The organism is Actinomycetospora atypica (genome assembly GCF_042653685.1).
GTDB lineage: Bacteria > Actinomycetota > Actinomycetes > Mycobacteriales > Pseudonocardiaceae > Actinomycetospora > Actinomycetospora atypica.
The window spans coordinates 167,403-190,450 of record NZ_JBHSIV010000009.1 but is presented as its reverse complement, the minus strand read 5'-3'; the positions used below and the strand labels follow the sequence as shown (position 1 = coordinate 190,450).

Here is a 23,048-nt window from a genome sequence, read left to right as displayed (position 1 = left end):
GGCGGGGCCGTCGAACGTGGTCGCCGGGGCCACGCGGGTGGCCGGGTTGACGGCCTCGGTCGCGGCGGTGACCGCGCCGGGGCGCGGCACCGGCTCGCCGCGGCGCACGGCCGACACCGCCCGCGCGAACTCGCCGCCGGTGGCGTAGCGCCCGCGCGGGTCCTTCGTGAGGGTGAGCTCGATGAGCTGGCGCACCACCGGCGGCACGTCCGGCGGCAGCGGCGGCAGCGGGTCGCGGATGTGCATCATTGCGACCGTCACGGCGTTCTCGGAGAGGTACGGGCGGCGTCCGGCCAGGCACTCGTAGCCGACGACGCCGAGGGAGTACACGTCCGAGGCGGGGCCGGCGTCGCCGCCGCCCGCCTGCTCGGGCGCGATGTAGTGGGCGGTGCCCATGACCATCCCGGAGCGCGTCACCGGGGCGGCGTCGACCGCCTTCGCGATGCCGAAGTCGGTGATCTTCACCTGGTTCGACGGCGTGACGAGGATGTTGCCCGGCTTCACGTCGCGGTGGACGAGCCCACGCTCGTGGGCGGCCTCGAGGGCGTAGCCCGACTGCTCGAGGATGTCGAGCGTGTAGTCGACCCCGAGCCGGCCGTGGACCGAGAGGATCTGGGCCAGCGGGTCGCCGCGCACCAGCTCCATCACCAGGTAGGCCACGGGGACCTGGATCGTCCCGCTCGCGGTCGTCCAGTCGGTGGTGGTCTCGCCGTAGTCGTGGACCTGGGTGATGCCCGGGTTGTTCAGCGACGCGGCCGTGCGGGCCTCGGTGCGGAAGCGGTGGAGGAACTCGGGGTCGCCCGACAGCTCGGCCTTGAGGATCTTGACGGCGACGGTGCGGTCGAGCCGGGAGTCCTGGGCCTCCCAGACCTCGCCCATCCCGCCGATGGCGATCCGCCGGCCGATCCGGTAGCGGTCGGCGAGCAGGGTGCCCGTGGTCGGAGCCATGGAGCTACCTCCCTCCCTGCTGCAGGGCCGCGGCGACGACCGCGCGGCCGACCGGGCCGGCGACCGACGAACCGGTCGCGTCGTCGCCCCGGTTGCCGCCCTTCTCGACGATCACCGAGACGGCGACCTGGGGGTCGGGCACGGGGCCGAACACGTCGTACCAGGTGTGCGGCGGGTTGGTCTTCGGGTTGGAGCCCCACTCGGCGGTCCCGGTCTTCGAGGCCAGCTGCACCCCGGGGATCTTGCCGCCGCTGGTGCCGCCGTTCTCCGAGCCGATCATCAGCTGGGTCAGCGTGCTCGCGGTGCCCCCGGAGACCGCCCGGGCGAGCCGGTCGGGCTCGGTGGTGTCGACGACCGAGAGGTCCTGGCCCTGCACCTGGCCGACCACGTGCGGGGACATCGGGACGCCGCCGTTGGCGATCGTCGCGGTGATCATGGCGTTCTGCAGCGGCGTCATCCGCACGTCGCGCTGGCCGATGCCCGACTGGGCCAGCGACGCCCCGTCTCCCAGCTCGCCGACGCTCGACTCGGCCACCGGCATCGGGATCGTCTGCGACGGGTTCTCCATGCCGAACGCCGTGGCGGTCGCCCGGAGGCGGTCGGCGCCGACCTGGTCGGCCAGCTGGGCGAAGGGCCCGTTGCAGGACTTCGTGAAGGCGGTGTCGAAGGGCACGGTCGGCCCGGGGCCGCAGCGCTTGCCGTCGTAGTTCTCCAGCGTCGTCACGCTGTCGGGCAGCGTGATGCGCGGCTCGGCGGTCACCGGGCTCTGCGGGTTGATCATGTTCGCCTCGAGCGCGGAGGCGGTGGTGATCAACTTGAAGGTCGAGCCCGGGGGGTAGGTGTTCGAGATCGCCCGGTTGATCAGCGGCGAGTCGGAGCTGTTCGGGTTCAGCGCGTTCCACGCCGCCCGCTGGGCGGAGCCCTCGTGGCTCGCGAGCGGGTTCGGGTCGAAGGAGGGCACCGACACCAGCGCGAGGATCTCGCCGGTCTGCGGGCGGATCGCGACCACCGAGCCGGTGTAGCCCTTCGAGACCATCGCCTGGTACGCGGCCTGCTGGACCTTCGGGTCGATCGTCAGCGCGACGTTGCCGCCGGCCGGGGCGCGCCCGGTGATGACGTCGGAGATGCGGCGGACGAACAGCCGGTCGTCGGAGCCGTTGAGCACCGAGTCCATCGACCGCTCGACCCCGGAGGTCCCGTAGATCTGCGAGTAGTAGCCGGTGACGGGCGAGTACATCGGCCCGTTCGAGTACTGGCGCAGGTACTTGAAGCGGTCGTCGGTGGGGGTGCTCGAGGCCAGCACCTCGCCGCCGGCGGAGATCTGGCCGCGCTGGCGGTTGTACTCGTCGAGCAGGACGCGCTGGTTGTACGGGTTGGCCTTGTACTCGTCGGCCTTGACCACCTGGACCCAGGTGGCCTGCCCGAGCAGCAGGACGATCAGGCCCATGACCACGAGGGAGATGCGGCGCAGCGGGGTGTTCACTCGCGACCCCTCCCGTCCTGGGCCCGCCCGCGCGGCGGCGTCGGGATGCCCTGCGGCGGGGTGTCGACCTCGGAGCGCGACACCATCTCGGTGTTCGCCTCGGCCAACGGGGTGCGCGGCGCGGTCCCGCCCATCGCGGGCGCGCCCGGCTCGGCCCGGCCCTTGTCGGCGGCGGGCTGGCGGGCGGCGTTGGACACCCGCAGCACGAGCGCGACGAGCACGTAGTTCGCCACCAGCGACGAGCCGCCGTAGGACATGAACGGCGCCGCCTGGCCGGTGTTGGGGATCAGGCCGATGACCCCGCCCGCCACGACGAACACCTGGATCGCCACGGTGAACCCGAGGCCGGCGGCCAGGAGCTTGCCGAAGGTGTCGCGGACGGCGAGGGCGGTGCGCAGGGCGCGGGTGGAGATCAGGCAGTAGAGCAGCAGCAGGGCCATGAGCCCGATGAGGCCGAGCTCCTCACCCATGGAGGTGAAGATGAAGTCGGTGCTCGAGAGCGGGACCAGGTCGGGCCGCCCGGCGCCGAGCCCGGTGCCGATCATGCCGCCGGTGGACATGCCGAAGAGGCCCTGGCTCACCTGGAACGTGGCGTCGGCCGGGTCGGAGAACGGGTCGAGCCAGGCCGCGACCCGGACCTGCACGCGGTCGACGAACGTCCACGCCGCGAAGGCGCCCGCCCCGAAGATGACGAGGCCGATGACCACCCAGGAGGCCCGCTCGGTGGCCACGTAGATCATCGCGAGGACGATCCCGAAGAACATCAGCGACGTGCCGAGGTCGGACTCGAAGACCAGGACGCCCATCGCGACGACCCACGCGATCAGCAGCGGGGCGAGGTCGCGGGGACGGGGGAACGTCATCCCCAGGAAGCGTTTGCCCGCCGTGGTGAACAGGTCGCGCTTGGACACCAGGAACGACGCGAAGAAGACCGTCAGCAGGATCTTCGCGAACTCGCCGGGCTGGATGCCGACGCCGCCGATGCGGATCCAGATCTTCGCGCCGTTGACCTCGGACAGGGCCGAGGGCAGCACGGCGGGCAGACCGAGCAGCACGAGCCCGGCGAAGCCCGCGGTGTAGCCGTAGCGGGCGAGGGTGCGGTGGTCGGGGACCTTCCACAGCACCGAGACGAACAGGGCGAGGCCCAGGGCGAGCCAGGCGATCTGACGCAGCGCGTCCTCGCTGGGCGCGGGGTTGCCGCGGCTGAGCGCGGTGGCGGCCTTGGCCAGGTCGATCCGGTGGATCATCACCAGGCCCAGCCCGTTGAGGAGGGCCGCACACGGGAGGATCACCGGGTCGGCGTACGGCGCGAACCTCCGCACCGCGAGGTGCGCGACGGCGAACAGCGCGAGGTAGGCGGCGCCGAGGTAGAGCAGGGTGAGCGTGAGCTCCTGGTTCTGGTTCGCCTCCACCAGCACCAGCGCACCGGTGGTGAGCACGGCGGCGAACGCGAGCAGGAGGAGCTCGATGCCGCGGCGGGTGGAGACGGCGGCGGCGACGGCGGGGCGCAGCGCGGTGCGGTCGGCCGGCATCTCGACCGGAGCGCCACCACCGGCGCGGGACGCGGCCTGGGCGGGGCGGACCATTACTGCACCGCGCGACAGTCGCGTCCCGGGACCTGCGGGGACGTGGGCACGGGGGGCGCGGCGGTGACGACGGCGGGTGCCCCCGGTGCGGGGGGCACGGCCGGTGCAGGAGGCAGGACGGGCCGGCACTCGGGCAGCAGCTCGTCGGTGCGCAGGCGCTCGACCGTGCGGTGGGCCGCGTCGAGGTCGGTGGTCGGCAGGGAGTCGCTCTGCACCGAGGTGCGGCCCACCTGCGTGAGGTCCTCGACGCGCAGACCGGTCTGCTCCGAGACGTCCTGCAGCGTCACGCCCAGGACGTCGCCCCGGACGCCCTGGTAGATGACGACCTGGTCGCCGGCGACGCCGACGTAGTACTGCTGGGAGATCCACAGCCGGGTGACGAGCAGGCCCAGGCCCGCGAGCACGAGGATCCCGACGACCGCGAGGACCACGGCGAGGCGGCGCCGGCGCGGACGCGAGCGCCCGTGGCCGGAGTCGTTCGAGCGGGCGCGGGCCGAGAGCGGGTCGGGCCGCGGGGAAGGGTCGGCGCGGGTGAGCGTGGCGGCCGTGGCGCGCGCGGCGGCCGAGTCGGCCGGGGGCGGGTCGGCGCGGCCGTCGCCGGCGGCGCCGCCGTAGATCGGCCGGTCGTCGCCGTAGTCGACGTCCACCACGTCGGCGACGATGCAGGTGACGTTGTCGGGCCCGCCGCCCTTGAGCGCGAGCTCGATCAGCCGGTCGGCGCAGCTCTGGGGGTCGGAGACCGTGAGGGCGTCGGCGATCGTCTCGGCGGAAACGACGCCGGACAGGCCGTCGGAGCACAGCAGGTAGCGGTCGCCCGCGCGCGCCTCGCGCACGGTCAGCGAGGGCTCGACGTCGTGGCCGGTGAGCGCGCGCAGCAGCAGCGAGCGCTGCGGGTGGCTGGCGGCCTCGTCCTCGGTGATCCGGCCCTCGTCGATGAGGGACTGCACGAAGGTGTCGTCCCGCGTGATCTGGGTGAGGACGCCGTCGCGGAAGAGGTAGGCCCGCGAGTCGCCGACGTGGACCATGCCGAGCCGGCTACCGGCGAACAGGACGGCGGTGAGCGTGGTGCCCATGCCGTCGAGGTCGGGCTCCTCACCGACGAGCTCGGTGATCGCGTCGTTGCCCTGCGCGGTCGCCTCGGCGAGCTCGCCCAGGAGGTCGTCACCGGGCTCGTCGTCGTCGAGCGGCACCAGCGCGGCGATGACCAGCTTCGAGGCCACCTCGCCCGCGGCGTGCCCGCCCATGCCGTCGGCGAGCGCGAGGAGACGGGGGCCCGCGTAGACGGAGTCCTGGTTGTTCTGCCGGACCAGGCCCCGGTCACTCCGGGCGGAGTAGCGCAGCACCAGGGTCACGGGACGATCCTGCACTCACGGGGACGGACCGCCCGCAACCGGGTCCGTGCGGCGGCGGGCGGCGTCATGCGCGCAGCTCGATCACGGTCTTGCCGATCCGGATCGGCGTGCCGGGGGACACCTTGGTCGGCGCGGTGACCTTGGAGCGGTCGAGGTAGGTGCCGTTGGTCGACCCCAGATCCTCGACGTACCAGTCGTCACCGGACTGCGAGATCCGGGCGTGCCGGGTCGACGCGTAGTCGTCGTCGAGGACGAGCGTCGAGTCGTCGGCGCGGCCGAGCATGATCGGCCGGCCGTCGAGTGCGATGCGGGTGCCGGCGAGGGCCCCCGCGGTGACGATGAGCGCCTTGGGCCCCGACGACCGACCCCCGCCACGGCCCGGTTTCGACGCGGCCCCCTTCGAGGGGCGTCGACCTGGTACCGCGGCCCGTAGTCCCGACGCGGCGTACAGGTCGGAACGGACGACCCGCAGGGCGGCGAAGACGAACAGCCAGAGCAGCGCGAGGAACGCCGCCCGGGTGAGCTGGAGGACGAGTTCGGGCACGAGGAGCGGGCGTCAGCCCTGGGCCCGGAACAGCAGCGCCGAGTGGCCGACCCGGATGGTGTCGCCGTCGGCGAGCTGCCAGGTCTGCACCGGGGTGCCGTTGACCGTCGTCCCGTTGGTGGACCCGAGGTCGGACAGGGTGGCCTGCTGGCCGTCCCAGCTGATCTCGAGGTGGCGACGGGAGACGCCCGTGTCGGCGAGCCGGAACTGCGCGTCCTGGCCGCGGCCGATCACGTTGGCGCCCTGCACCAGCTGGTAGGAGCGGTTCGAGCCGTCGTCCAGCGTCAGCGTGCCGGTCATCTGGCGGGTCTGGACGCCGCCGTAGCCCTGCTGGCCGTACTGGTCGTAGCCGCCCTGCTGCTGGCCGTACGGGTCGTACCCACCCTGCTGGCCGTACTGCTGCTGGCCGTACTGGTCGTAGCCCGGCTGGCCGGCGTAGCCCTGCGGCTGGCCGTAGCCCTGCTGCTGCCCGTAGGGGTCGTAGCCGCCCTGCTGCTGGCCGTAGGGGTCGTAGCCCTGCGGCTGGCCGTAGCCCTGCTGCGGGTAGCCCTGCTGCTGGCCGTACGGGTCCTGCCCGTAGCCCTGCTGCGGCTGCCCGTACTGGTCGTAGCCCTGCTGCGGGTAGCCCTGCTGGGGCTGGCCGTACTGGTCGTAGCCCTGCTGGGGGTAGCCCTGCTGCGGGTACCCCTGCTGCGGCTGGCCGTACTGGTCGTAGCCCTGCTGGGGGTAGCCCTGCTGCTGCTGGCCGTACGGGTCCTGCCCGTAGCCCTGCTGCTGCGGGTAACCCTGCTGCGGCTGCTGCTGGCCGTAGGGGTCCTGCTGGCCGTAGCCGCGCTGGTCCGCGTCCTCCGGGTAACGACCGGGTGCCTGGCTCATGGGGTGCTCTCCTGCGGATCGGGGGCTCGCGGTCCGCTGCCGCGACGCGTCGGGGTCAACGGACGACTTGGTGCGGAACTGTCCCGTGTGCAGCGCGTCGGAACGCTCCAGAGAGACTACGACCTCACCGTATGTCTCCCACCCGCCCTCTGTGAGGTGCTCTTCCACGCAGTCGATCAGCGAGTGGGTGATGGTCTCCTCATCCCCCGCCAACCGACCGTGGTCGGCGGGGCTGAGCACCACCGTGTAGTGGTTGGGTGCCAGTTGGCGCCCACCGGCCAAGACTCGCACGCCGTCCTCCGCCTCACGGCGGAGGGCCTGTGCGATCTCCTGGGGAACGACCTTGCCGCCGAAGACCCGCGCGAAGGTGTCACCCACGAGTCCCTCGAGCTTGCGCTCGAAGCGCTGTGCGCGACCCACCTGCGATCCCTCCCCCGACTCGTCGTCCGACCGTCGTCCCGACGCGGAGTGTCGCCACTCCGCACGGGCCACTGGAGATGGTATCGGTCGCACCGCGACGACCGGTGACCTCCTTCGGGGTGGGCTTCCGAGGGGCTGCTAGGCTCGCTCCCGTCGATCACGGTCGACCCACTCGGGCGAGTGGCGGAATGGCAGACGCGCACGGTTCAGGTCCGTGTATCCGAAAGGATGTGGGGGTTCAACTCCCCCCTCGCCCACACTCTCTCCCCCTCTTCCCGACGACGGCCCCCGCCTCGTCCGGAGTGATCGCCGGCAGGCCGGTCGATCCCTGGCAAGCTCTGGCCCATGCCGCTCGCCAGCAAGGTCTGCGACCTCACCGGTCCCGGTCTCACCGACCGGTTCGGCGTCGGCGGGACCGACCTCGGCACCACGGTCACCGCCCCCGACGGGCGCCTCGTCTCGGTCTTCGGCGACACCTTCGAGAACGCCGGGGTCGGCGGCCCCGGCTGGCGATCGCCCGTGGTGCTCTTCGCCGACCCGTCGTCCGTGCGCGCCGGACTGTCGTGGACCGGGTGCGCCGGCCGCGACGGCTACGCCCAGCAGGTGGTCGGGTACCGCCATCGGGGCTTCCGCCGGCTCGGGCCCTCGATGCTCTCGCTGCGCCGCATCTCGACGGTGCTGCCCACCGACGCGCTGACCGTCGGCGACGACATCTGGCTGCACGTCATGGCCTGCCGCGAGCTCGGGAACCCGCGGGCCACCGAGCTCCACCGCTCCCGCGACTCCGGCGACACGTGGGAGCCCGCCGAGGTCGTCTGGCCCGGCGACCACCTCGGCGGCCTGTTCCAGATGCTGACCTGGGAGATCGACGCCGCCGGCGAGTGGGTCTACGCCCTCACCACCGGCTTCCAGCGCGCCCACGGCCTGCTGCTGCACCGGGTCCCCGCCGGCCGGATCGCGGACCCGGCCGCGTGGGAGGGCTGGGGCTTCGACGGCGCGACCTGGGACTGGGGCCGTCCCCCGACCGAGGTCCTGCCCGGCGCGTTCGGCGAGATGTCGCTGCGCCGGGTCCCCGACGACTCCGGCCGCGAGTGGTGGGTCCTGGCGGTCTTCGACGCCGGGAACTACCGCATCGACGTCCTGCTCCTCGACCACCCGACCGCGAACCTGCACACCGCCCCGCGCACCACCGTCGTCGCCGGCGCCGGGTGGGGCGACGAGGACCACGCGGGCGGGCGGGTCGCCCAGCTCTACGGGGGCTACACGGTGCCGGGCTCGACGCTGTCCGACCTGCACCTGGTGGTCAGCCAGTGGAACACCGGGACGAACTGGCCCTACCGCTCGATGCAGTTCCGGGCCGACGTCTCGGGTCTCGTCCCCCGCTGACCGCCCCTCCCGGAGCGAACGGCACTCTCGCTGCTTCTACGTGAGCGAGAGTGCCGCTCGCTCCGACGAGGGGTGCCGCCGATCGGGCTAGCGGGCGCCGCCGGACCAGTCGGCGCCGGCGCCCTCGACGACCGGCGAGCGCCCGAGCAGCGGCCGCCACCACGCTTCGTTGGCCCGGTACCAGGCCACGGTGTCGGCGATCCCGTCGCTCCACTCGACCGCCGGGGCCCACCCGAGCTCGGTGCGCAGCTTCGTCGAGTCGAGCAGGTAGCGCCGGTCGTGGCTCGGCCGGTCGGGGACGATCGTCTTGAGCTCCGGGCCCAGGCCCAGCGCGTCGAGGACGGTGTCGGCGATGCCCTCGATGTCGACCTCGACCCCGGAGCCGACGTTGTAGGTCTCCCCGTTCCGGCCGTGGTGGATCACCCGGTCGATCGCGGTCGCGTGGTCGGAGACGTGCAGCCACTCGCGGCGGTTCTTCGTCGACGCGTAGAGCGGCAGCGGCTCGCCGGCCAGGGCCCTCGTCGTGAACAGCGGGATGACCTTCTCCGGGAACTGGAACGGCCCGTAGTTGTTCGAGCAGTTCGTGATCGTCACCGGCACGTCGTAGGTCAGCCCGTAGGCCCGGACCACGTGGTCCCCGCCGGCCTTCGCCGCGTTGTACGGCGTCCGCGGCAGGTACGGGGAGTCCTCGGTGAACGCGTCGGTGGCGTCCAACGAGAGGTCGCCGTAGACCTCGCAGGTCGAGATGTGGTGGAACCGCGACACCCCCACCCGGCGCACGGCCTCGAGCAGGCCCTGGGTGCCGGTGACGTTGGTGGCGAAGAAGTCACCGGGGCGCAGGATCGCCAGCGAGTTGTGCGACTCGGCGGCGAAGTTGACCACCACGTCCACCGAGTAGGCGCGCAGCAGGTGCTCGACCAGGTCGGTGTTGCCGATCGAGCCGTGCACGAACTCGACCCCGTCGAGCAGCTGCCCGTCGGGGCCGTTCAACGACTCCCGCACCCCGGCGTAGGTCAGCGCATCCAGCGCGACGACCCGGTCGCCCGGGTGCACGGCGCGCCAGTAGCGGACGAAGTTGGACCCGATGAAACCGGCTGCACCGGTGACGAGGACGGTGGACACTCGGGTTCTCCTGGTGCATTCGGGGCCTTGACGAGCGACTCCGAACCTAACGGACCGCGCTCGCGGCCCGTTCGAGCCGGTGCGGCACCCTGGTCACCACGGAATTCCCGACGATCCCCTCCGAGGACGGCATGCACGACGCACGGACGTTGATCGAGCTCGGTGACGAGGCGGTCCGCCGCCTGGCGCGGCGCGGCTACGCGCTGGACCTCTCGGGTCTCGAGGCACTGTCCGCGCGGCGCAACTCCTCGATCGCGCGGGCCGACGACCTTCGCGCCGAGTCGAAGCGCGTGGCCGCCGAGGTGGGCCGCGTCGCGAAGGCGAACAAGGGGCAGGGCGACGAGGTCGAGAAGCTCAAGACCCGGGCGCGCGAGCTCAAGGACGAGATCCGCGCGGCGGAGGCCGACACCGAGGCCGCCGAGGCCGAGCTGCGGACCGTGCTGCTGGCGATCCCCAACCTCCCCGACGACGAGACCCCCGACGGCGACTCGGACGCCGACGCCGTCGAGGTCCGCCGCTGGGGCACCCCGCCCGACTTCACCTTCCGCGCGGCCGACCACGTCGACCTCGGCGAGGCCATGGGCATCCTCGACTTCGGCCGGGCGGCGAAGCTGGCGGGCGCCCGCTTCAGCGTCGCCCGCGGTCCGGGCGCGGTCCTGGAGCGCGCCCTGGCGACGCTGTTCCTCGGCATGCACACCGGCCGGCACGGCTACACCGAGTTCTCGGTGCCCTACCTGGTCACGCCGGAGACGATGACCGGGACGGGGCAGCTCCCGAAGTTCGAGGAGGACCTGTTCCGCACCGGGACCGGTGACCGCAGCCTCTACCTCATCCCCACCGCCGAGGTGTCGCTGACGAACCTGCACGCCGACGAGATGCTCGACGCCGACGCGCTGCCGCTCGCCTACACCGCGTGGACGCCGTGCTTCCGCTCGGAGGCGGGCAGCTACGGCCGCGACACCCGCGGGCTGCTGCGGCTGCACCAGTTCTCGAAGGTCGAGATGGTCCGCTTCTGCCGCGACGAGGAGTCGGGGACCGAGCTCGAGCTGATGGTCTCGCACGCCGAGGCGTGCCTGCAGGCGCTCGGCCTGGCCTACCGCGTCGTCCGGCTGGCGGCCGGGGACATGGGCTTCGCCGCGCGGACCACCTACGACATCGAGGTGTGGCTCCCCAGCCAGGGCACCTTCCGCGAGATCTCCTCGTGCTCCGACTGCGGGACCTTCCAGTCGCGCCGCGCGAACATCCGGGCCAAGGACGCCCAGGGCGGCCGCGCGCAGGTGGCCACCCTCAACGGCTCCGGCCTGCCGATCGGGCGGACGCTGGCCGCGCTGCTCGAGCAGTACCAGGCCGAGGACGGCTCCGTGTCGATCCCCGAGGTGCTGACCCCCTACACGGGGTACCGCCGGATCCTCGCCGACGGCACCACCGAGTAGGAGCTCAGCGCCGGACGGCGGCCAGCTGCGAGGCCTGGCCGACCATCCGGCCGGTCGAGTCCCACACCCCGCAGCTCTCGTGCATGCGGTCGCCCGTGAGGTGGTCGACCCACTGCGTCACGCGCAGCGGCCCCGGGGCGGGCACCGCGTGCACGTGGGCGGTGAGCGACATCGTGGGCGACCAGCCGTAGAAGCCCAGGTCGAAGCAGGCCGGCGGCAGGATGTCGAGCGCCACCAGGAGGGCCACCGGCGACCACGGCTCGCGGGTGTCGAGCTCGGCCCACCCGGAGATCCGGCCCTCGCCCGAGGGGCGCCCGGACAGGAAGCCGAGCGTCGACGGGTCGATGCGGGTGTCGACGACGTCCATGATCGGCAGGTCGCCCCGGCCGTCCTCGGTCGTGGTCGGACGCCGGGCGCACTCCTCGAACGGACTCAGCGCCACCGGGGCGGGCGACACGTCCCCCTCGACCGGGCCAGTGTCGGGCGTCGCGCCCAGGACGAGCGCGGCCTCCACGCACGGCCGGTCGTCCTGGCTGAGGAGCACCCGCGCCTGCGTGGCCCCGCGACCGCGGCGCAGCACGGCGACGTCGACGACGGCGGGCCCGGGGTCGGGCGCGCGCAGGAAGGTCCCCGTCACGGCCTGGGGGAACACGTGGTCGCCGGGCGCGGGCTCCCCCACGAGCTCGTCGACCGCGGCCTGGGCGAGCACGGCCAGCAGGTAGCCGCCGTGCAGCTTCGGCCCGATGCCCCACTGCTCGTCGAGCAGCGCGGAGCGGCGACCGGGCTCGCCGGTGGGGACGGTGTCGGTCGCCTTCGTGAGGTCGGCCATCAGACCTGCGGCGGACGCGGCGCGTCGGTGTCGGGAGCGGTGTAGTCCTGGGTGGGCCCGTCCGTGGGGCGCGGCGGCGTGGGCCCGGGCTGGGGAGGCATCTCCTCGGTCCGCCCGGCGTACGGCCCCGGCTGCGCCGGTCCCGGCGGGGTCGGCCCGGTCTGGGGGGCCATCGGCTCGGTGCGCCCCGTGGGCGAGGGCGTCGGCGTCCAGGGCTCGGTGGCCTCCGGCCGGGGCGGGAGCGGCCCGGTGGGGTCGGTCGGCGGGTCGGTCGGCCGCGTGCCGGGCGCCGGGTCGCCCGCCGTGGCACCGGGGGCGGTGGGCGCGCCCGAGGCCGGCGGGCGGGACGACGACGAGGTCGCCACCCGGCCGATGCCCTCGTCGACCTTCGAACGGGCGTTGTCGATCTGCCCGGAGTACTTCCCGCCGGTCTTCTCGTCGACCCACCGGGCCGCGCGGCCCAGGGTGCTCTTCAGCGTGTCCTGGTTCTCCGACACCTTCTGGCTCACGGTGTCGCGGAGGTCGGAAGCCATCTGCTTGCCCTGGCGGGCCAGGTCGTCACGGTCCATCGGGAACTCCGGGTTCGGGGGCGGGGGCCCCGAATATAGCCAGGGCCACCGACACGACGACCCGTCCGGAAACCGGGGGTCGACACGGAGTCACCGCCCGATCACGCTCGGGTCACGAGACGATGCGCCCCGGCCGCCACGAGCGGGGTGCCGACGGGCGGGGTGGACGGACACGGCACGATGGGCCCCTGGATGGCCCGACGATCCCGTCGCGGCCATCGCACGCGCGTGGACGACGAGCAGCGACAGGGAGGCACGCGGCCGGTGAGTTCGACGGAGGCAGGCCCCCCGTCCACCGTGGGCGCGGGCCGGTACACGCTGGGCGACCTGATCGGCCGGGGCGGCGCGGCGGAGGTCTACCGCGCCCGGGACGAGCTGCTGGGCCGCGACGTGGCCGTCAAGCTCTTCCCGACCGGGGTCGGCGAGGCCGACGAGTCCCGCCGCCAGCGCGAGGTCCAGACCCTCGCGGGAATGAACCACCCCGGGCTCGTGACGATCTACGACGTCGGCGCCGAGGGCAGCCGTCCCTACTTCGTCATGCAGCTCATCGAGGGTGAGTCGCTCGCCGACCGCATCCGCAGCGGGCCGCTGCGCCCCGGCGACGTCGTCGCCCTCGGTGCGGCCCTCGCCGACGCGCTGACCTACGTGCACCGCCACGGCGTCGTGCACCGCGACATCAAGCCCGGCAACGTGCTGCTCGACATGGAGGGCCGCCCCCACCTGTCGGACTTCGGCATCGCCGTGCTCGCCGACGCCACCAACATCACCGCCACCGGCATGGTGATCGGCACGGCCTCCTACCTCTCGCCCGAGCAGGTGCGCGGCCAGCCGGTCGGCCCCGCCTCGGACGTCTACGCCCTCGGCCTCGTGCTGCTCGAGTGCATCACCGCGCGGCGGGAGTACCCGGGCAACGCCCTCGAGGCCGCCGTCGCCCGCCTGCACCGCCCGCCGGACGTGCCGACCGACCTCCCTCCCGCCCTGCAGGGCCTGCTCGTCGCCATGACCCGCGACGAGCCCGCCGAGCGCCCGACCACCGAGCAGGTGGTGGGGGAGCTGCGCTCGATCTCCCGCGAGGCCGGGATGGACGCGGAGACGGTGCTCGCCCCGACACCCACCACGGGCACCGGCGCGACGTACGCGATGGGCCCGCCCCTCGCCCCACCCGGAACCGGCGCCACCTACGCGATGCACCAGGGTGGTCCGCCGCCCGGGTACGACCCGTACGGCGCCACGCGGCAGGTGGGCACCCCGCCCGGGGGCTACCCGCCCTACGGCTACCCCGCCGACGGGCGCACGGCCGTCGTCGGGCCCGGCACGCTCGCCGGCGCCCCCGTCCCGGCGCAGCAGGGCCGCTCGCGCCGCGGGCCGATCCTCGCCGCGATCGCAGCGGTGCTGATCATCGCCGGGGGGCTCGGGGGCTATGCGCTGCTGAGCGGCTCGGGGGAGGCGCCCGCGCCGGTCCCCACCCTCGCCCCGGCCCCCGCACCCGCCACCACGACGACGACCACCGAGCAGGAGACGACCACCCGCCGGCGGACCACCACCACCCAGGCGCCGACCACGACGCAGGCGCCTCCGCCACCCCCGGTCGTCACCACCGTGGTCCCACCGCCCACGACCGAGCGGACGACCACGACGACTCCTGAGGCCAATCCGGGCGGCGGCGCCGGCGGTGTCCTGGACCCCGGCACCGGCGGCACGGGCGGGTTCCGTGGGCGCGGGAACGGCGACACCACCGGCAACTGAGGTTCCGACGACGAGGCGTGCCCCGGCCCGGGAGCCGGGGCACGGGCCTCGTCAGGAACGGGCCGGCAGGCCGGACGCCGGGACCGGCGCCCGACCTCGTCGTCGGGAAGGCCCTACTGGTGCATGCGCCGGAACAGCGGCGCGCGGCCGGGGGGCTGCTCGATGGTGCCGCGCGACGGGGTCGGCGGGATCTCGAAGGTCAGCGGCTCGCCGGCCGTGAGCTGGAAGTCCTCGTCGTGGTGGCGCAGCTCCAGCGACTCCGACGACGTCGCCGACATCCCGGCCGGGCCGGGCATCGTCACCGGCTCCTCGAGGGAGTAGGTGGCCTCGCCGTGGCCGACGTCGAGGTGGATCGACCGGCCGCGCCAGAGCACGCGGAACCGCAGGCCGGCCACGGCCGAGGGCAGGCGCGGGGCGAAGGTCAGCGTCCCGTCGTGCGTGCGCATCCCGCCGAGGCCCTGGACGATCGCGGTCCAGCCGCTCGCGACGGCGGCCAGGTGGATGCCGTCGCGGACGTTGTTCTCGAGGTCGGCGAGGTCCATCTGGACGGCCTCGCACAGGTAGTCGTACGCGAGGTCGAGGTGGCCGGTCTCGGTGGCCATGACCGCGAGGGTGCCGGGGGAGAGCGACGAGTCGCGGACGGTGATCCGCTCGTAGTACGCGAAGTTGGCGGCCTTCTGCTCCGGGGTGAAGGCGTCGGGGCACTGGACCATCGCGAGGACGAGGTCGGGCTGCTTGACGACCTGCTTGCGGTACAGGTCGAAGTACGGGTAGTTCAGCAGCAGGGGGTAGTTCTCCTCGGGCGTCTTCTCGAAGTTCCAGTGCGCGTGCGAGGTGAACCCCTCGGCCTGCGGGTGCACCCCGAGCTTCTCGTCGAAGGGGATCACCATCGCGTTGGCGGCGGCGCGCCAGCTCGCGACCTCCTCCGAGCTGACGCCGAGCCGCTCCGCCTCCCGCGGGTGGCGGACCGCGGCGGCGGCCGCGCCGCGCAGGTTCCGCTGCGCCATGAGGTTCGTGTAGACGTTGTTGTCCGCGATCGAGGAGTACTCGTCGGGGCCGGTGACGCCGTCGATGCGGAAGTTCGACTCGGAGTCGTGGTGGCCGAGCGAGCGCCACAGCCGGGCGGTGTCGACCAGGAGGTCGACCCCGATCTCCCGCTCGAACTCGGTGTCCTCGGTGGCCGCGACGTAGCGCAGGACCGCGTCGGCGATGTCGGCGTTGACGTGGAACGCCGCGGTGCCGGCGGGCCAGTACCCGGAGCACTCCTCGCCGCGGATGGTGCGCCACGCGAACGCGGCGCCCGCCAGCCCCAGCGTCTCGGCGTGGGCCCGGGCGATCCCGAGCGTCGAGTGCCGCCAGCGCAGCGCGTCCGCGGCCACGTTGGGGTTGGTGTGCATGAACAGCGGGAGCACGAAGGTCTCGCAGTCCCAGAAGCTGTGGCCGTCGTAGCCCTGGCCGGTGAGGCCCTTCGCGCCGATCGCCCGCTTCTCCGACCTCGCCCCGGCCTGCAGCACGTGGAACAGCGAGAACCGGATGGCCTGCTGCATGCGCGGGTCGCCGTCGATCTCGATGTCGGCGCGCGCCCAGTAGGCGTCGAGGTACTCCCGCTGCGCGGCGACGAGCCCCTCCCAGCCGGTGTAGAGCGACGCGTCGAGGGCGGCCTCGACCTGGTCGACGATCGCCGGCTGCGAGCGGGTGCTCGACCAGCCGTAGGCCAGGTACTTCACGATGCGCAGCGACTGCCCGGGGCGGAGCCGGCAGATGACGGTCGTCCGGCCGACGTTCTTGGAGCAGGAGCTCTCGACCTGCATGTCGTCGGGCCCGAAGACCTGGTGCTCCATCGCCGCGCCGACCCGCAGCTCCGACCGCTTGGTCTGGTGGGTCATGCGCGCGCCGTAGGTGGAGTGCGAGTTGTGCTCCGGGGCGAGCGGCTTGGTGAGCGCGGCCGCCACCCGCGGGTCGCCGGTGATCTCGGGCATCTGCTCGTTGGCGAACAGCTCGGACTGCACCACGAGCAGGGCGTCGCTGCGCGCGTCCTCCGGGATCGACACCTCGTAGGAGATCGCCGCCACCGCGCGCTGGGAGAAGCTCACCAGGCGCTGGGAGGTCACGTCGACGCGCTGCCCGTTCGGCGAGGTCCACTCGACGTGGCGGGTGAGCAGGCCGCTGCGCATGTCGAGGGTGCGCTGGTGGTCGTGCACCTCGCCGTAGCGGACGTCGAGCGGCTCGTCGTCGACCAACAGCCGGATGAGCTTGCCGTTGGGGACGTTGACGAGGGTCTGGTTCTCCTCCGGGAACCCGAACCCCCCCTCCGCGTGCGGCAGCGGACGCGACTCGAAGAACGAGTTGAGGTACGTCCCCGGCATGCGGTGCGGCTCCCCCTCGTCGAGGTTGCCGCGCATCCCCACGTGCCCGTTGGCCAGCGCGAACAGCGACTCGGTCTGGCCGAGGAGGTCCACGTCGAGCTCCGGCTCGTGCACGGACCAGGGGTCGACGGTGAACGCGTTCGAGATCACGGGCCGACTGTAGCCAGTCCCTGTGACACCCTCGTGTCGAGCATGATGGGCCTCATGGCCGGCCTGGGATCGGTGCACCGGGCACTGCGGGTGCTCGAGGTCGTCGCGGAGGCGGGCGACGGCATCACCGCGAAGGCCGTGGCCCGGCGCCTCGAGTACAACCTCTCCACCACCTACCACCTGCTCACGAGCCTGGTGGCCGACGGCTACCTGGTCCGCCTCGAACCGGCGCGCGGCTTCGGGCTCGGACCCAAGCTCCCGGCGCTCAACGACCGCCTCCGCTCCCAGCTGCCGATCCCGCCCGGGCTGGGCGCGACGCTGCGCGAGGCGCACACCACGGCCGGTGCCGCCGTCCTCTACGCCGCCTTCCGCGACGCCGACGTCGTGGTCGTCGCCACCGACGACTGCCCCGAGCACCCCGTCCCGACGATCTCCACGTGGCGGGGCGCGCTGCACGCGACCGCGGTCGGCAAGCTGCTGCTCGCCGGGCTCACCGAGGCGCAGCGCACCGAGGTGCTCGCCCGCGACGGCCTCGACCGGCACGCGCACCGCACGATCGTCGACCGCGACGAGCTCGACTGGGAGCTCGACGGCGTCCGCCGCCGCGGCCTCGCGCTCGACCGCAGCGAGCTCCGGGAGCGGCTGGCGTGCATGGCGGCCCCCGTGCACCTTCCCGACGAGCCCTCGGTGCCGGTGGGCGCGGTGTCGGTGGCGGTGCCCGTGGTCCCCGCCGGCGGCCCCGGCAGCCTCCACGACCGGCGGGTCCGCATGGAGCGGGCCGTCCGGGCCGCCGCGGAGCGCGCCTCGGCGGCGTTCGCGGACGAGGTTTCCACCAGGTGGGACCCGCGCTGACCTCCGGGCCGGAGTGCGGTGTGGTGTACGCATGCCCGCACGTGACCTGGCCCCCTTCCGCGCCGACCACGTCGGCAGCCTCCTGCGCCCGCCGGCCCTGCTGACCGCCCGTGCCGACCACGCCGAGGGCCGCCTCGACGCCGACGGGCTCCGGGCCGCCGAGGACGACGCCATCCGCGACGTCGTCGCCATGCAGGAGTCGGTCGGCCTGCAGGCCGCGACCGACGGCGAGTTCCGCCGGTCGTCCTGGCACATGGACTTCCTCTACCAGCTCGACGGCGTGTCCTCGTCGAAGGACTCGTCGGTGGAGGTGGCGTTCCGCAACTCCTCGGGCGACCTCACGTTCGCGGCGATGTCGCTGGTCATCGACCAGCGGATCGGGCTGTCGACGACGATCTTCGGCTCCGCGTTCGAGACGCTGGCCTCGTTCACGACGAGCGCCGTGCCCAAGCTGACGATCCCCTCGCCCTCGATGCTGCACTACCGCCTCGGCGGGGCCCCGGTGCACGAGGGCTCCCCCTACTCCGACCCCGAGGAGTTCTGGGCCGACCTCGCGGCGGCCTACCGCGACGAGGTCTCCCGGCTCTACTCCCTGGGCGTCCGGTACCTCCAGCTCGACGACACCTCGCTGGCCTACCTCAACGACCCGGCGCAGCGGGAGTCGATGGCCGCCCGCGGCGAGGACGCCGACCACATGCACGAGCGCTACGTCGACACGATCAACCTCGCGCTGCGCGACCGCCCGTCCGACCTGCGGGTCACCACCCACATGTGCCGCGGCAACTACCGCTCCTCGTGGGCGGCCGAGGGCGGCTACGACCACGTCGCCGAGAAGGTCTTCGGCGGCCTGGAGATCGACGGCTTCTTCTGCGAGTACGACGACGCCCGCTCCGGCGACTTCTCCCCGCTGCGCTTCCTGCCGCGCGGCGACCAGCAGGTGGTGCTGGGTCTCGTGACCACGAAGTCGGGCGAGCTGGAGGACCCCGACACCCTCAAGCGGCGCATCGAGGAGGCCTCGAAGTACGTGCCGCTCGAGCAGCTCTGCCTCTCCCCGCAGTGCGGGTTCTCCTCGACGGTGGAGGGCAACTCGCTCTCCTACGACCAGGAGGTCGCGAAGCTGGAGCTCGTCGTCTCGGTGGCGCAGGACGTCTGGGGCTGACCCCGGTTGGTTGGATCGAACGGCACTTCCGCTGCTTCTATGTGAGCGGAAGTGCCGCTCGCTCCACGAGGCGTCCGCGCATCCGGCCGAGTGCGCTGCTCCGAGCTCGTCCACAGGCGGTGTCGGTCCGTCGAGTCGTCCACAGGCGCGGCGCCGCGGTTACCGACCCGAGGCGTCGTCGTCGGACCGTCGCCCCATGCCGCGCCGCTCCCGCGTCGACCCGTTCGACCTCTCGATGCTCGCCCCGCTCGGCGTGGCCCGGGTCGCGGACCTCGTCGCGCTCGGGATGCCGTCGTCGACCATCACCCGACGGGTGCGCTCGGGTCGGTGGCGACGCCCCTATCCCGGTGTCGTCCTGATGCAGAGCGGCGTGCCCACGCGGGAGCAGGAGATCGCGGCGGCGATGGCCTACGCCGGGTCGGACAGCGTCCTCACCGGGATCGACGGCGCCCGTCGGCACGGCCTGCGGCGCCTTCCCGACGGCCGCTCGCTCCACCTGCTCGTCCCCGGCGACCGGCGCCGGCGCTTCGACCTCGGCCTCCGGATCGAGCGGACCGACCGTCTGCCCCCGGGGCTGGAGCGCAGCGGCGTGCTCGTCGCGCCGGTCGAGCGCGCCGTCCTCGACGCCGCCCGTCACCGCACCGATCGCGACGAGATCCGCGCGATGCTCTCCGACGCCCTCTCCCGGGGCCGCACCACGGTCGCGCGCCTGCAGGAGGAGCTCGAGGAGGGCAACCAGCGCGGCTCCGGCCTCGTCCGGGAGGTCCTGGAGGAGCTCGCCGACGGCATCCGCTCCGCGGTCGAGGGCTGGGGCCGGGACCTGCACGCCGTCAGCGGCCTGCCGCCGATGCTGTGGAACCCGACGCTGCTCCTGCCCGACCGGACCTTCCTCGCGCGCCCGGACGGCTACCAGGTCGACGTCGGCATGGCGTGGGAGCAGGACTCGATGGAGTTCCACCCGCCGGAGGAGGACGACACCGCCCGGCGCCGTGCGCGGATGGTCGCCGCGGGCGTCGTCGTGGCCCACCACCGACCGCGGCGGCTGAGGACGGAGCCGGACCTCGTGATCCGGGAGCTCCAGTCCTGGTACCGGCTCGCCGCGTCCCGGCCGGCGCCGAACCTGATCGTCATCCCTGCGGCGTTGTCGACTCGACCGGTTGCCGACGCCCATGAATGAGCGAACGGCACTTCCGCTCACCTAGAAGCAGCGGAAGTGCCGTTCGCTCCGACTCAGGGGCTCAGACCCCGTACCGAGCCGCCAACTGGCCACGGCAGATCGACGTGTTCGCGTCGACCCCCACCTGGTACGAGCGGGCCTTCCGCAGGTGCAGCGGCAGGGCCTCGACCCCGACAGTGCGCCCGCTCGGGTCGACCACCAGCGGGTCGCCGTCGCCCGACGGGATGCCGAGCTCGACCCGGCGGCGCCGCAGCCGGTCGAGGTCGGCCGACGCCGGCGCCTCGCCGAGGGTCATCGCCGCGACCTGCTCCGGCGTCGCCCCCTCGCGCATCAGCGGCCGGACGACGAGGTCGGTGCCGGCCATGAGCGCGCGCTCGGTGAACGTGCGCCGCAGGTCGTCGAGCTCGGCGACGGCCTCGCCGACCTCCGTCCCGGCCATCGACGTCACGAACCCCGCGCGGGCCGCGACCCCGGAGTTGATCGCCTCGGACGCGAAGTGGTCGACGAGGACCACGTCGGCCCGGGACACCCCCGCGGCGGCCGAGACCACGTCGTGCGCGTCGGCCACCATGAGGAACGCGAAGTTCGGGGCACAGAAGTAGGTGGGCAGGCGCAGCGCCACGTGCGCGACCCCGTCGGGGTCGACCACCACCGACCCGACGAAGTCCAGCGAGACCACGTCGGTGTCGAGCTCGGGGTCGCGCACCGTGCGCAGCGCCTCCCACACCCGCGCCGTGACGCCGACCGAGGACGCGGCTTCCGCGTCGTTCGAGATCGGACGCGCGGCGGGGGTGTCGGAGAGGAGCGTCATGCCTGGGCCACCTCACGCTGCTCGACGAGCTCCGCGTCGTCCTGCGCGGCCGGGGCGTCGGACTTGAGCTGCAGCTCCTCGGGCACGGGGATGTCGTAGAGCCGGGCGGCGTTGAGGCCGAGGATCTTCTTCTTGCCCTCGACGCCCAGGCGGGGGTAGTCGTCGAAGTCGTGGCCCTCGGGGTAGTCCCAGTCGACCAGGCCCTCGACCTGCCACTTGGGCTCCCAGATGGCGTAGTCGGAGCCGAAGGTCATCTTGTCCTCGCCGACCCAGAACAGCAGCTCGCCCATGACCTTGGCGAAGAAGCGCGGGCGGGCGTGCATGAGGCCACCGAGCACCACCGAGAGACCGGCGTAGACGTTGGGCTCCTGCGTCGCCATGAAGCAGAAGTCCTCGATGCGCGGCAGACCCACGTGCTCGACGATGAAGTTCAGACCCTGGAAGTCGGTCGCGGCCTTGTCGACGTCGGAGACGTCGAACGCGTCCTTGTCCAGCGGCCAGATCGTCGGGCCCTTGTGGATGTGGATGTTGCGGATGCCCAGTTCCTGGGCACGCTCGAGGAACTTGTAGCACTCGGGGTCGGAGAGCTTGTAGCCGCGCGAGTCGCCGTTCCACTCCGCGGTGTAGAGCTTCGCGCCGATCGGGTTCCACTCCTCGACGTTGCGCTCGAACTCGCGCATGCCGGCGTCGCCGTCGCGCGGGTCGAAGCGGGTGTTGAGGCGGAACTTCTCGGGGTACTTGCGCAGCAGCTCACCGTTGCGCTCGGTGGTGTTGAAGCCCTCGGAGTACCACTCGCGCAGGTACGTGGGCTGGGCGATCGCGACGTCGACGTGACCGTCCTCGAAGAGGTCCTTCATGGTGTCCTCTTCGGAGTACTTCTGGAAGTGCTCGATCGACCAGTGGGTCTCGGCCGGGCCGAGCGACTGGTAGGCGTGGAAGCACTCGATCCAGCCCTTGGCGTACTGCTCGGCGCCGGCCACCCAGTTCTCGGGCGAGGCGTCCCAGTAGTGCATGTGGGAATCGACGACGAAGTACTTCTCGCCATTCTTCTCGTACATGGAGTTCCTCCTGGGCGCGCGGTCGTACGACCGCGCTTCATGTGGTGGTGGTGGAAGGAGAATCAGGGAACGAGGATCGCCCGGCCGCGCACCGTGCCCGCGTCGAGGTCGTGCAGTGCGTCCAGCGCCCGGTCGAGCGGGTACTGCTGGGTGTGGAGGGTGACCTTCCCGGCCTGGGCCAGAACCATCAGTTCCGCGAGGTCGTTGTAGGTCCCGACGATGTTGCCGATGACGTTCTTCTCGCCCGCCACGAAATCGAGGGTGGGAGCGCGGAACTGTCCGCCGTAGCCGAGCACGAAGTCGTACCCGGCCGGCGCGGTCATCTGCCAGGCGTCGTTCTCGGCGCCCTGCTCGGCGACGAAGTCGAACACGACCGTCGCGCCGCCGTCGGTGAGGTCCTGCACCGCGGCGACGTGGTCGCCGTCGGCGACCACGGTCTCGTCGGCGCCGATCTGCTTCGCGAGCTCGAGCGCGGCCGGGTTCTTGTCGACGACGACGATGCGGGTGGCGGTGAGGGCCGCGAGGGCCTGGATGCCGATGTGGCCGAGCCCGCCCGCGCCCTGCACCACCGCGGTGGTGCCCGGGTAGAGGTAGGGGACCGCCTTGCGGACCGCGTGGTAGGCGGTGATGCCCGCGTCGGCGAGCGCGGCGACGTCGGCGGGGTTGGTGTCGGCGTTGAGCTTCACGCAGGCCCGGGCGGTGGTGCGCAGGTACTCCGCCATGCCGCCGTCGTTGTTCGACAGGCCGGGGAAGAACGCGTCGCCGGTGCACTGCATGTCGCGCCCGGCGCGGCACGCCAGGCACAGGCCGCACGAGGGCTGCGGGTGCAGGATGACGGTGTCGCCGACCTTCACGTTCGTGACCGCGTCGCCCACCTCGGCCACCCAGCCCGCGTTCTCGTGCCCGATGACGTAGGGCAGCGTCGGCTCCTGGATGGCCGCCCAGTCGCCGTCGATGATGTGCAGGTCGGTGCGGCAGACACCGGCCCCGCCGATCTTCACGATGACGTCGAGCGGGCCCTGGAGCGTGGGCTCCGCGATGTCGTCGAGCGACGGGTCCGACTTGTACTCGTGGACGCGGACGGCCTTCACCGGGCGAAACCTCCAGGGGTAGTGGTGGCGGACACTCTTCTGGGAGCGGCTCCCATCACACGACGAGGCGCCCTTAGATGCAAGGGCCCG

Annotated in this window: 19 protein-coding genes and 1 tRNA gene; 7 read left to right on the top strand and 13 right to left on the bottom strand. The window is 72.9% G+C overall.

Annotated features, from left to right (window positions below):
* The 6 genes from ACFPBZ_RS11415 to ACFPBZ_RS11390 all read right to left on the bottom strand — a co-directional run.
* Positions 1–948, bottom strand: a 948-nt coding sequence (locus tag ACFPBZ_RS11415; protein WP_378036161.1) for a protein kinase domain-containing protein, incomplete at its 3' end; no start/stop codon positions are given.
* Positions 949–952: 4 nt separating this feature from the next.
* The gene (locus tag ACFPBZ_RS11410; protein ID WP_378036160.1) at positions 953–2,431 is read right to left on the bottom strand and encodes a peptidoglycan D,D-transpeptidase FtsI family protein; all 1,479 of its coding nucleotides are present in this window, start codon (positions 2,429–2,431) and stop codon (positions 953–955) included.
* A complete protein-coding gene (locus ACFPBZ_RS11405; RefSeq protein ID WP_378036171.1) occupies positions 2,428–3,963 on the bottom strand; it encodes an FtsW/RodA/SpoVE family cell cycle protein in 1,536 nt (511 codons plus the stop codon). Before ACFPBZ_RS11405 ends, ACFPBZ_RS11410 begins: the two co-directional genes overlap by 4 nt.
* A 53-nt stretch (positions 3,964–4,016) precedes the next feature.
* Positions 4,017–5,369 (bottom strand): PP2C family protein-serine/threonine phosphatase, encoded by a 1,353-nt coding sequence (locus ACFPBZ_RS11400; RefSeq protein WP_378036159.1) that lies wholly within the window; start codon positions 5,367–5,369, stop codon positions 4,017–4,019.
* Positions 5,370–5,433: 64 nt separating this feature from the next.
* Entirely contained in the window at positions 5,434–5,913 is a 480-nt protein-coding gene (locus ACFPBZ_RS11395) for an FHA domain-containing protein FhaB/FipA (protein ID WP_378036158.1), read from the bottom strand.
* Positions 5,914–5,925: 12 nt separating this feature from the next.
* Complete coding sequence (locus ACFPBZ_RS11390; RefSeq protein WP_378036157.1) at positions 5,926–7,209, bottom strand: DUF3662 and FHA domain-containing protein; 1,284 nt, start codon at positions 7,207–7,209, stop codon at positions 5,926–5,928.
* A gap of 174 nt (positions 7,210–7,383) precedes the next feature.
* Between ACFPBZ_RS11390 and ACFPBZ_RS11385 the strand changes: the two genes are divergently transcribed.
* Positions 7,384–7,466 (top strand) — tRNA-Leu (locus ACFPBZ_RS11385).
* A gap of 88 nt (positions 7,467–7,554) precedes the next feature.
* Positions 7,555–8,595, top strand: a complete 1,041-nt coding sequence (locus tag ACFPBZ_RS11380; protein ID WP_378036156.1) for a DUF4185 domain-containing protein — start codon at positions 7,555–7,557, stop codon at positions 8,593–8,595.
* A gap of 87 nt (positions 8,596–8,682) precedes the next feature.
* Here ACFPBZ_RS11380 and rfbB read toward each other — a convergent pair whose 3' ends face one another.
* On the bottom strand, positions 8,683–9,717 hold the full coding sequence (gene rfbB, locus ACFPBZ_RS11375) for a dTDP-glucose 4,6-dehydratase (RefSeq protein WP_378036155.1): 1,035 nt from the start codon (positions 9,715–9,717) through the stop codon (positions 8,683–8,685).
* A gap of 131 nt (positions 9,718–9,848) precedes the next feature.
* On the opposite strand from rfbB, the gene serS reads away from it, so the two are divergent.
* Positions 9,849–11,150, top strand: coding sequence for a serine--tRNA ligase (serS, locus tag ACFPBZ_RS11370; protein WP_378036154.1), 1,302 nt, complete (start codon positions 9,849–9,851; stop codon positions 11,148–11,150).
* A gap of 4 nt (positions 11,151–11,154) precedes the next feature.
* Here serS and ACFPBZ_RS11365 read toward each other — a convergent pair whose 3' ends face one another.
* Both ACFPBZ_RS11365 and ACFPBZ_RS11360 read right to left on the bottom strand, forming a co-directional pair.
* A complete protein-coding gene (locus tag ACFPBZ_RS11365) occupies positions 11,155–11,979 on the bottom strand; it encodes a thioesterase family protein (RefSeq protein WP_378036153.1) in 825 nt (274 codons plus the stop codon).
* A complete protein-coding gene (locus tag ACFPBZ_RS11360) occupies positions 11,979–12,548 on the bottom strand; it encodes an antitoxin (protein WP_378036152.1) in 570 nt (189 codons plus the stop codon). Before ACFPBZ_RS11360 ends, ACFPBZ_RS11365 begins: the two co-directional genes overlap by 1 nt.
* 264 nt (positions 12,549–12,812) lie before the next feature.
* Here ACFPBZ_RS11360 and ACFPBZ_RS11355 point away from each other — a divergent pair, with 264 nt between their 5' ends.
* Positions 12,813–14,294 (top strand): serine/threonine-protein kinase, encoded by a 1,482-nt coding sequence (locus ACFPBZ_RS11355; RefSeq protein ID WP_378036151.1) that lies wholly within the window; start codon positions 12,813–12,815, stop codon positions 14,292–14,294.
* A gap of 113 nt (positions 14,295–14,407) precedes the next feature.
* Here the strand turns inward: ACFPBZ_RS11355 and ACFPBZ_RS11350 are convergent, their stop codons facing one another.
* Positions 14,408–16,810 (bottom strand): glycoside hydrolase family 65 protein, encoded by a 2,403-nt coding sequence (locus ACFPBZ_RS11350; protein ID WP_378036150.1) that lies wholly within the window; start codon positions 16,808–16,810, stop codon positions 14,408–14,410.
* Positions 16,811–16,864: 54 nt separating this feature from the next.
* On the opposite strand from ACFPBZ_RS11350, the gene ACFPBZ_RS11345 reads away from it, so the two are divergent.
* From ACFPBZ_RS11345 to ACFPBZ_RS11335, 3 genes are all read left to right on the top strand, one after another.
* Positions 16,865–17,662, top strand: a complete 798-nt coding sequence (locus tag ACFPBZ_RS11345) for an IclR family transcriptional regulator (protein ID WP_378036149.1) — start codon at positions 16,865–16,867, stop codon at positions 17,660–17,662.
* Positions 17,663–17,693: 31 nt separating this feature from the next.
* Positions 17,694–18,821: a 5-methyltetrahydropteroyltriglutamate--homocysteine S-methyltransferase gene (locus ACFPBZ_RS11340; protein ID WP_378036148.1), complete on the top strand. Its 1,128-nt coding sequence runs from the start codon at positions 17,694–17,696 to the stop codon at positions 18,819–18,821.
* Positions 18,822–19,017: 196 nt separating this feature from the next.
* Positions 19,018–19,998: a type IV toxin-antitoxin system AbiEi family antitoxin domain-containing protein gene (locus tag ACFPBZ_RS11335; protein WP_378036147.1), complete on the top strand. Its 981-nt coding sequence runs from the start codon at positions 19,018–19,020 to the stop codon at positions 19,996–19,998.
* A 61-nt stretch (positions 19,999–20,059) separates the two neighbouring features.
* Here ACFPBZ_RS11335 and ACFPBZ_RS11330 read toward each other — a convergent pair whose 3' ends face one another.
* The 3 genes from ACFPBZ_RS11330 to ACFPBZ_RS11320 all read right to left on the bottom strand — a co-directional run bounded on the left by ACFPBZ_RS11330 (position 20,060) and on the right by ACFPBZ_RS11320 (position 22,958).
* Positions 20,060–20,809: a metal-sulfur cluster assembly factor gene (locus tag ACFPBZ_RS11330; RefSeq protein WP_378036146.1), complete on the bottom strand. Its 750-nt coding sequence runs from the start codon at positions 20,807–20,809 to the stop codon at positions 20,060–20,062.
* Positions 20,806–21,867 (bottom strand): amidohydrolase family protein, encoded by a 1,062-nt coding sequence (locus tag ACFPBZ_RS11325; protein WP_378036145.1) that lies wholly within the window; start codon positions 21,865–21,867, stop codon positions 20,806–20,808. Before ACFPBZ_RS11325 ends, ACFPBZ_RS11330 begins: the two co-directional genes overlap by 4 nt.
* A gap of 62 nt (positions 21,868–21,929) precedes the next feature.
* Positions 21,930–22,958: an NAD(P)-dependent alcohol dehydrogenase gene (locus ACFPBZ_RS11320; RefSeq protein WP_378036144.1), complete on the bottom strand. Its 1,029-nt coding sequence runs from the start codon at positions 22,956–22,958 to the stop codon at positions 21,930–21,932.
* Positions 22,959–23,048 lie beyond the last annotated feature (90 nt).

What these genes read in the sequence shown, in the direction of transcription:
- ACFPBZ_RS11340 (WP_378036148.1), top strand. Translation starts at nt 17,694, where the DNA reads ATGCCCGCACGTGACCTGGCCCCCTTCCGCGCCGACCACGTCGGCAGC.
- ACFPBZ_RS11360 (WP_378036152.1), bottom strand. Translation starts at nt 12,548, where the DNA reads ATGGACCGTGACGACCTGGCCCGCCAGGGCAAGCAGATGGCTTCCGAC.
- ACFPBZ_RS11380 (WP_378036156.1), top strand. Translation starts at nt 7,555, where the DNA reads ATGCCGCTCGCCAGCAAGGTCTGCGACCTCACCGGTCCCGGTCTCACC.
- ACFPBZ_RS11405 (WP_378036171.1), bottom strand. Translation starts at nt 3,963, where the DNA reads ATGCCGGCCGACCGCACCGCGCTGCGCCCCGCCGTCGCCGCCGCCGTC.
- ACFPBZ_RS11365 (WP_378036153.1), bottom strand. Translation starts at nt 11,979, where the DNA reads ATGGCCGACCTCACGAAGGCGACCGACACCGTCCCCACCGGCGAGCCC.
- ACFPBZ_RS11335 (WP_378036147.1), top strand. Translation starts at nt 19,018, where the DNA reads ATGCCGCGCCGCTCCCGCGTCGACCCGTTCGACCTCTCGATGCTCGCC.
- ACFPBZ_RS11325 (WP_378036145.1), bottom strand. Translation starts at nt 21,867, where the DNA reads ATGTACGAGAAGAATGGCGAGAAGTACTTCGTCGTCGATTCCCACATG.
- ACFPBZ_RS11330 (WP_378036146.1), bottom strand. Translation starts at nt 20,809, where the DNA reads ATGACGCTCCTCTCCGACACCCCCGCCGCGCGTCCGATCTCGAACGAC.
- ACFPBZ_RS11345 (WP_378036149.1), top strand. Translation starts at nt 16,865, where the DNA reads ATGGCCGGCCTGGGATCGGTGCACCGGGCACTGCGGGTGCTCGAGGTC.
- serS (WP_378036154.1), top strand. Translation starts at nt 9,849, where the DNA reads ATGCACGACGCACGGACGTTGATCGAGCTCGGTGACGAGGCGGTCCGC.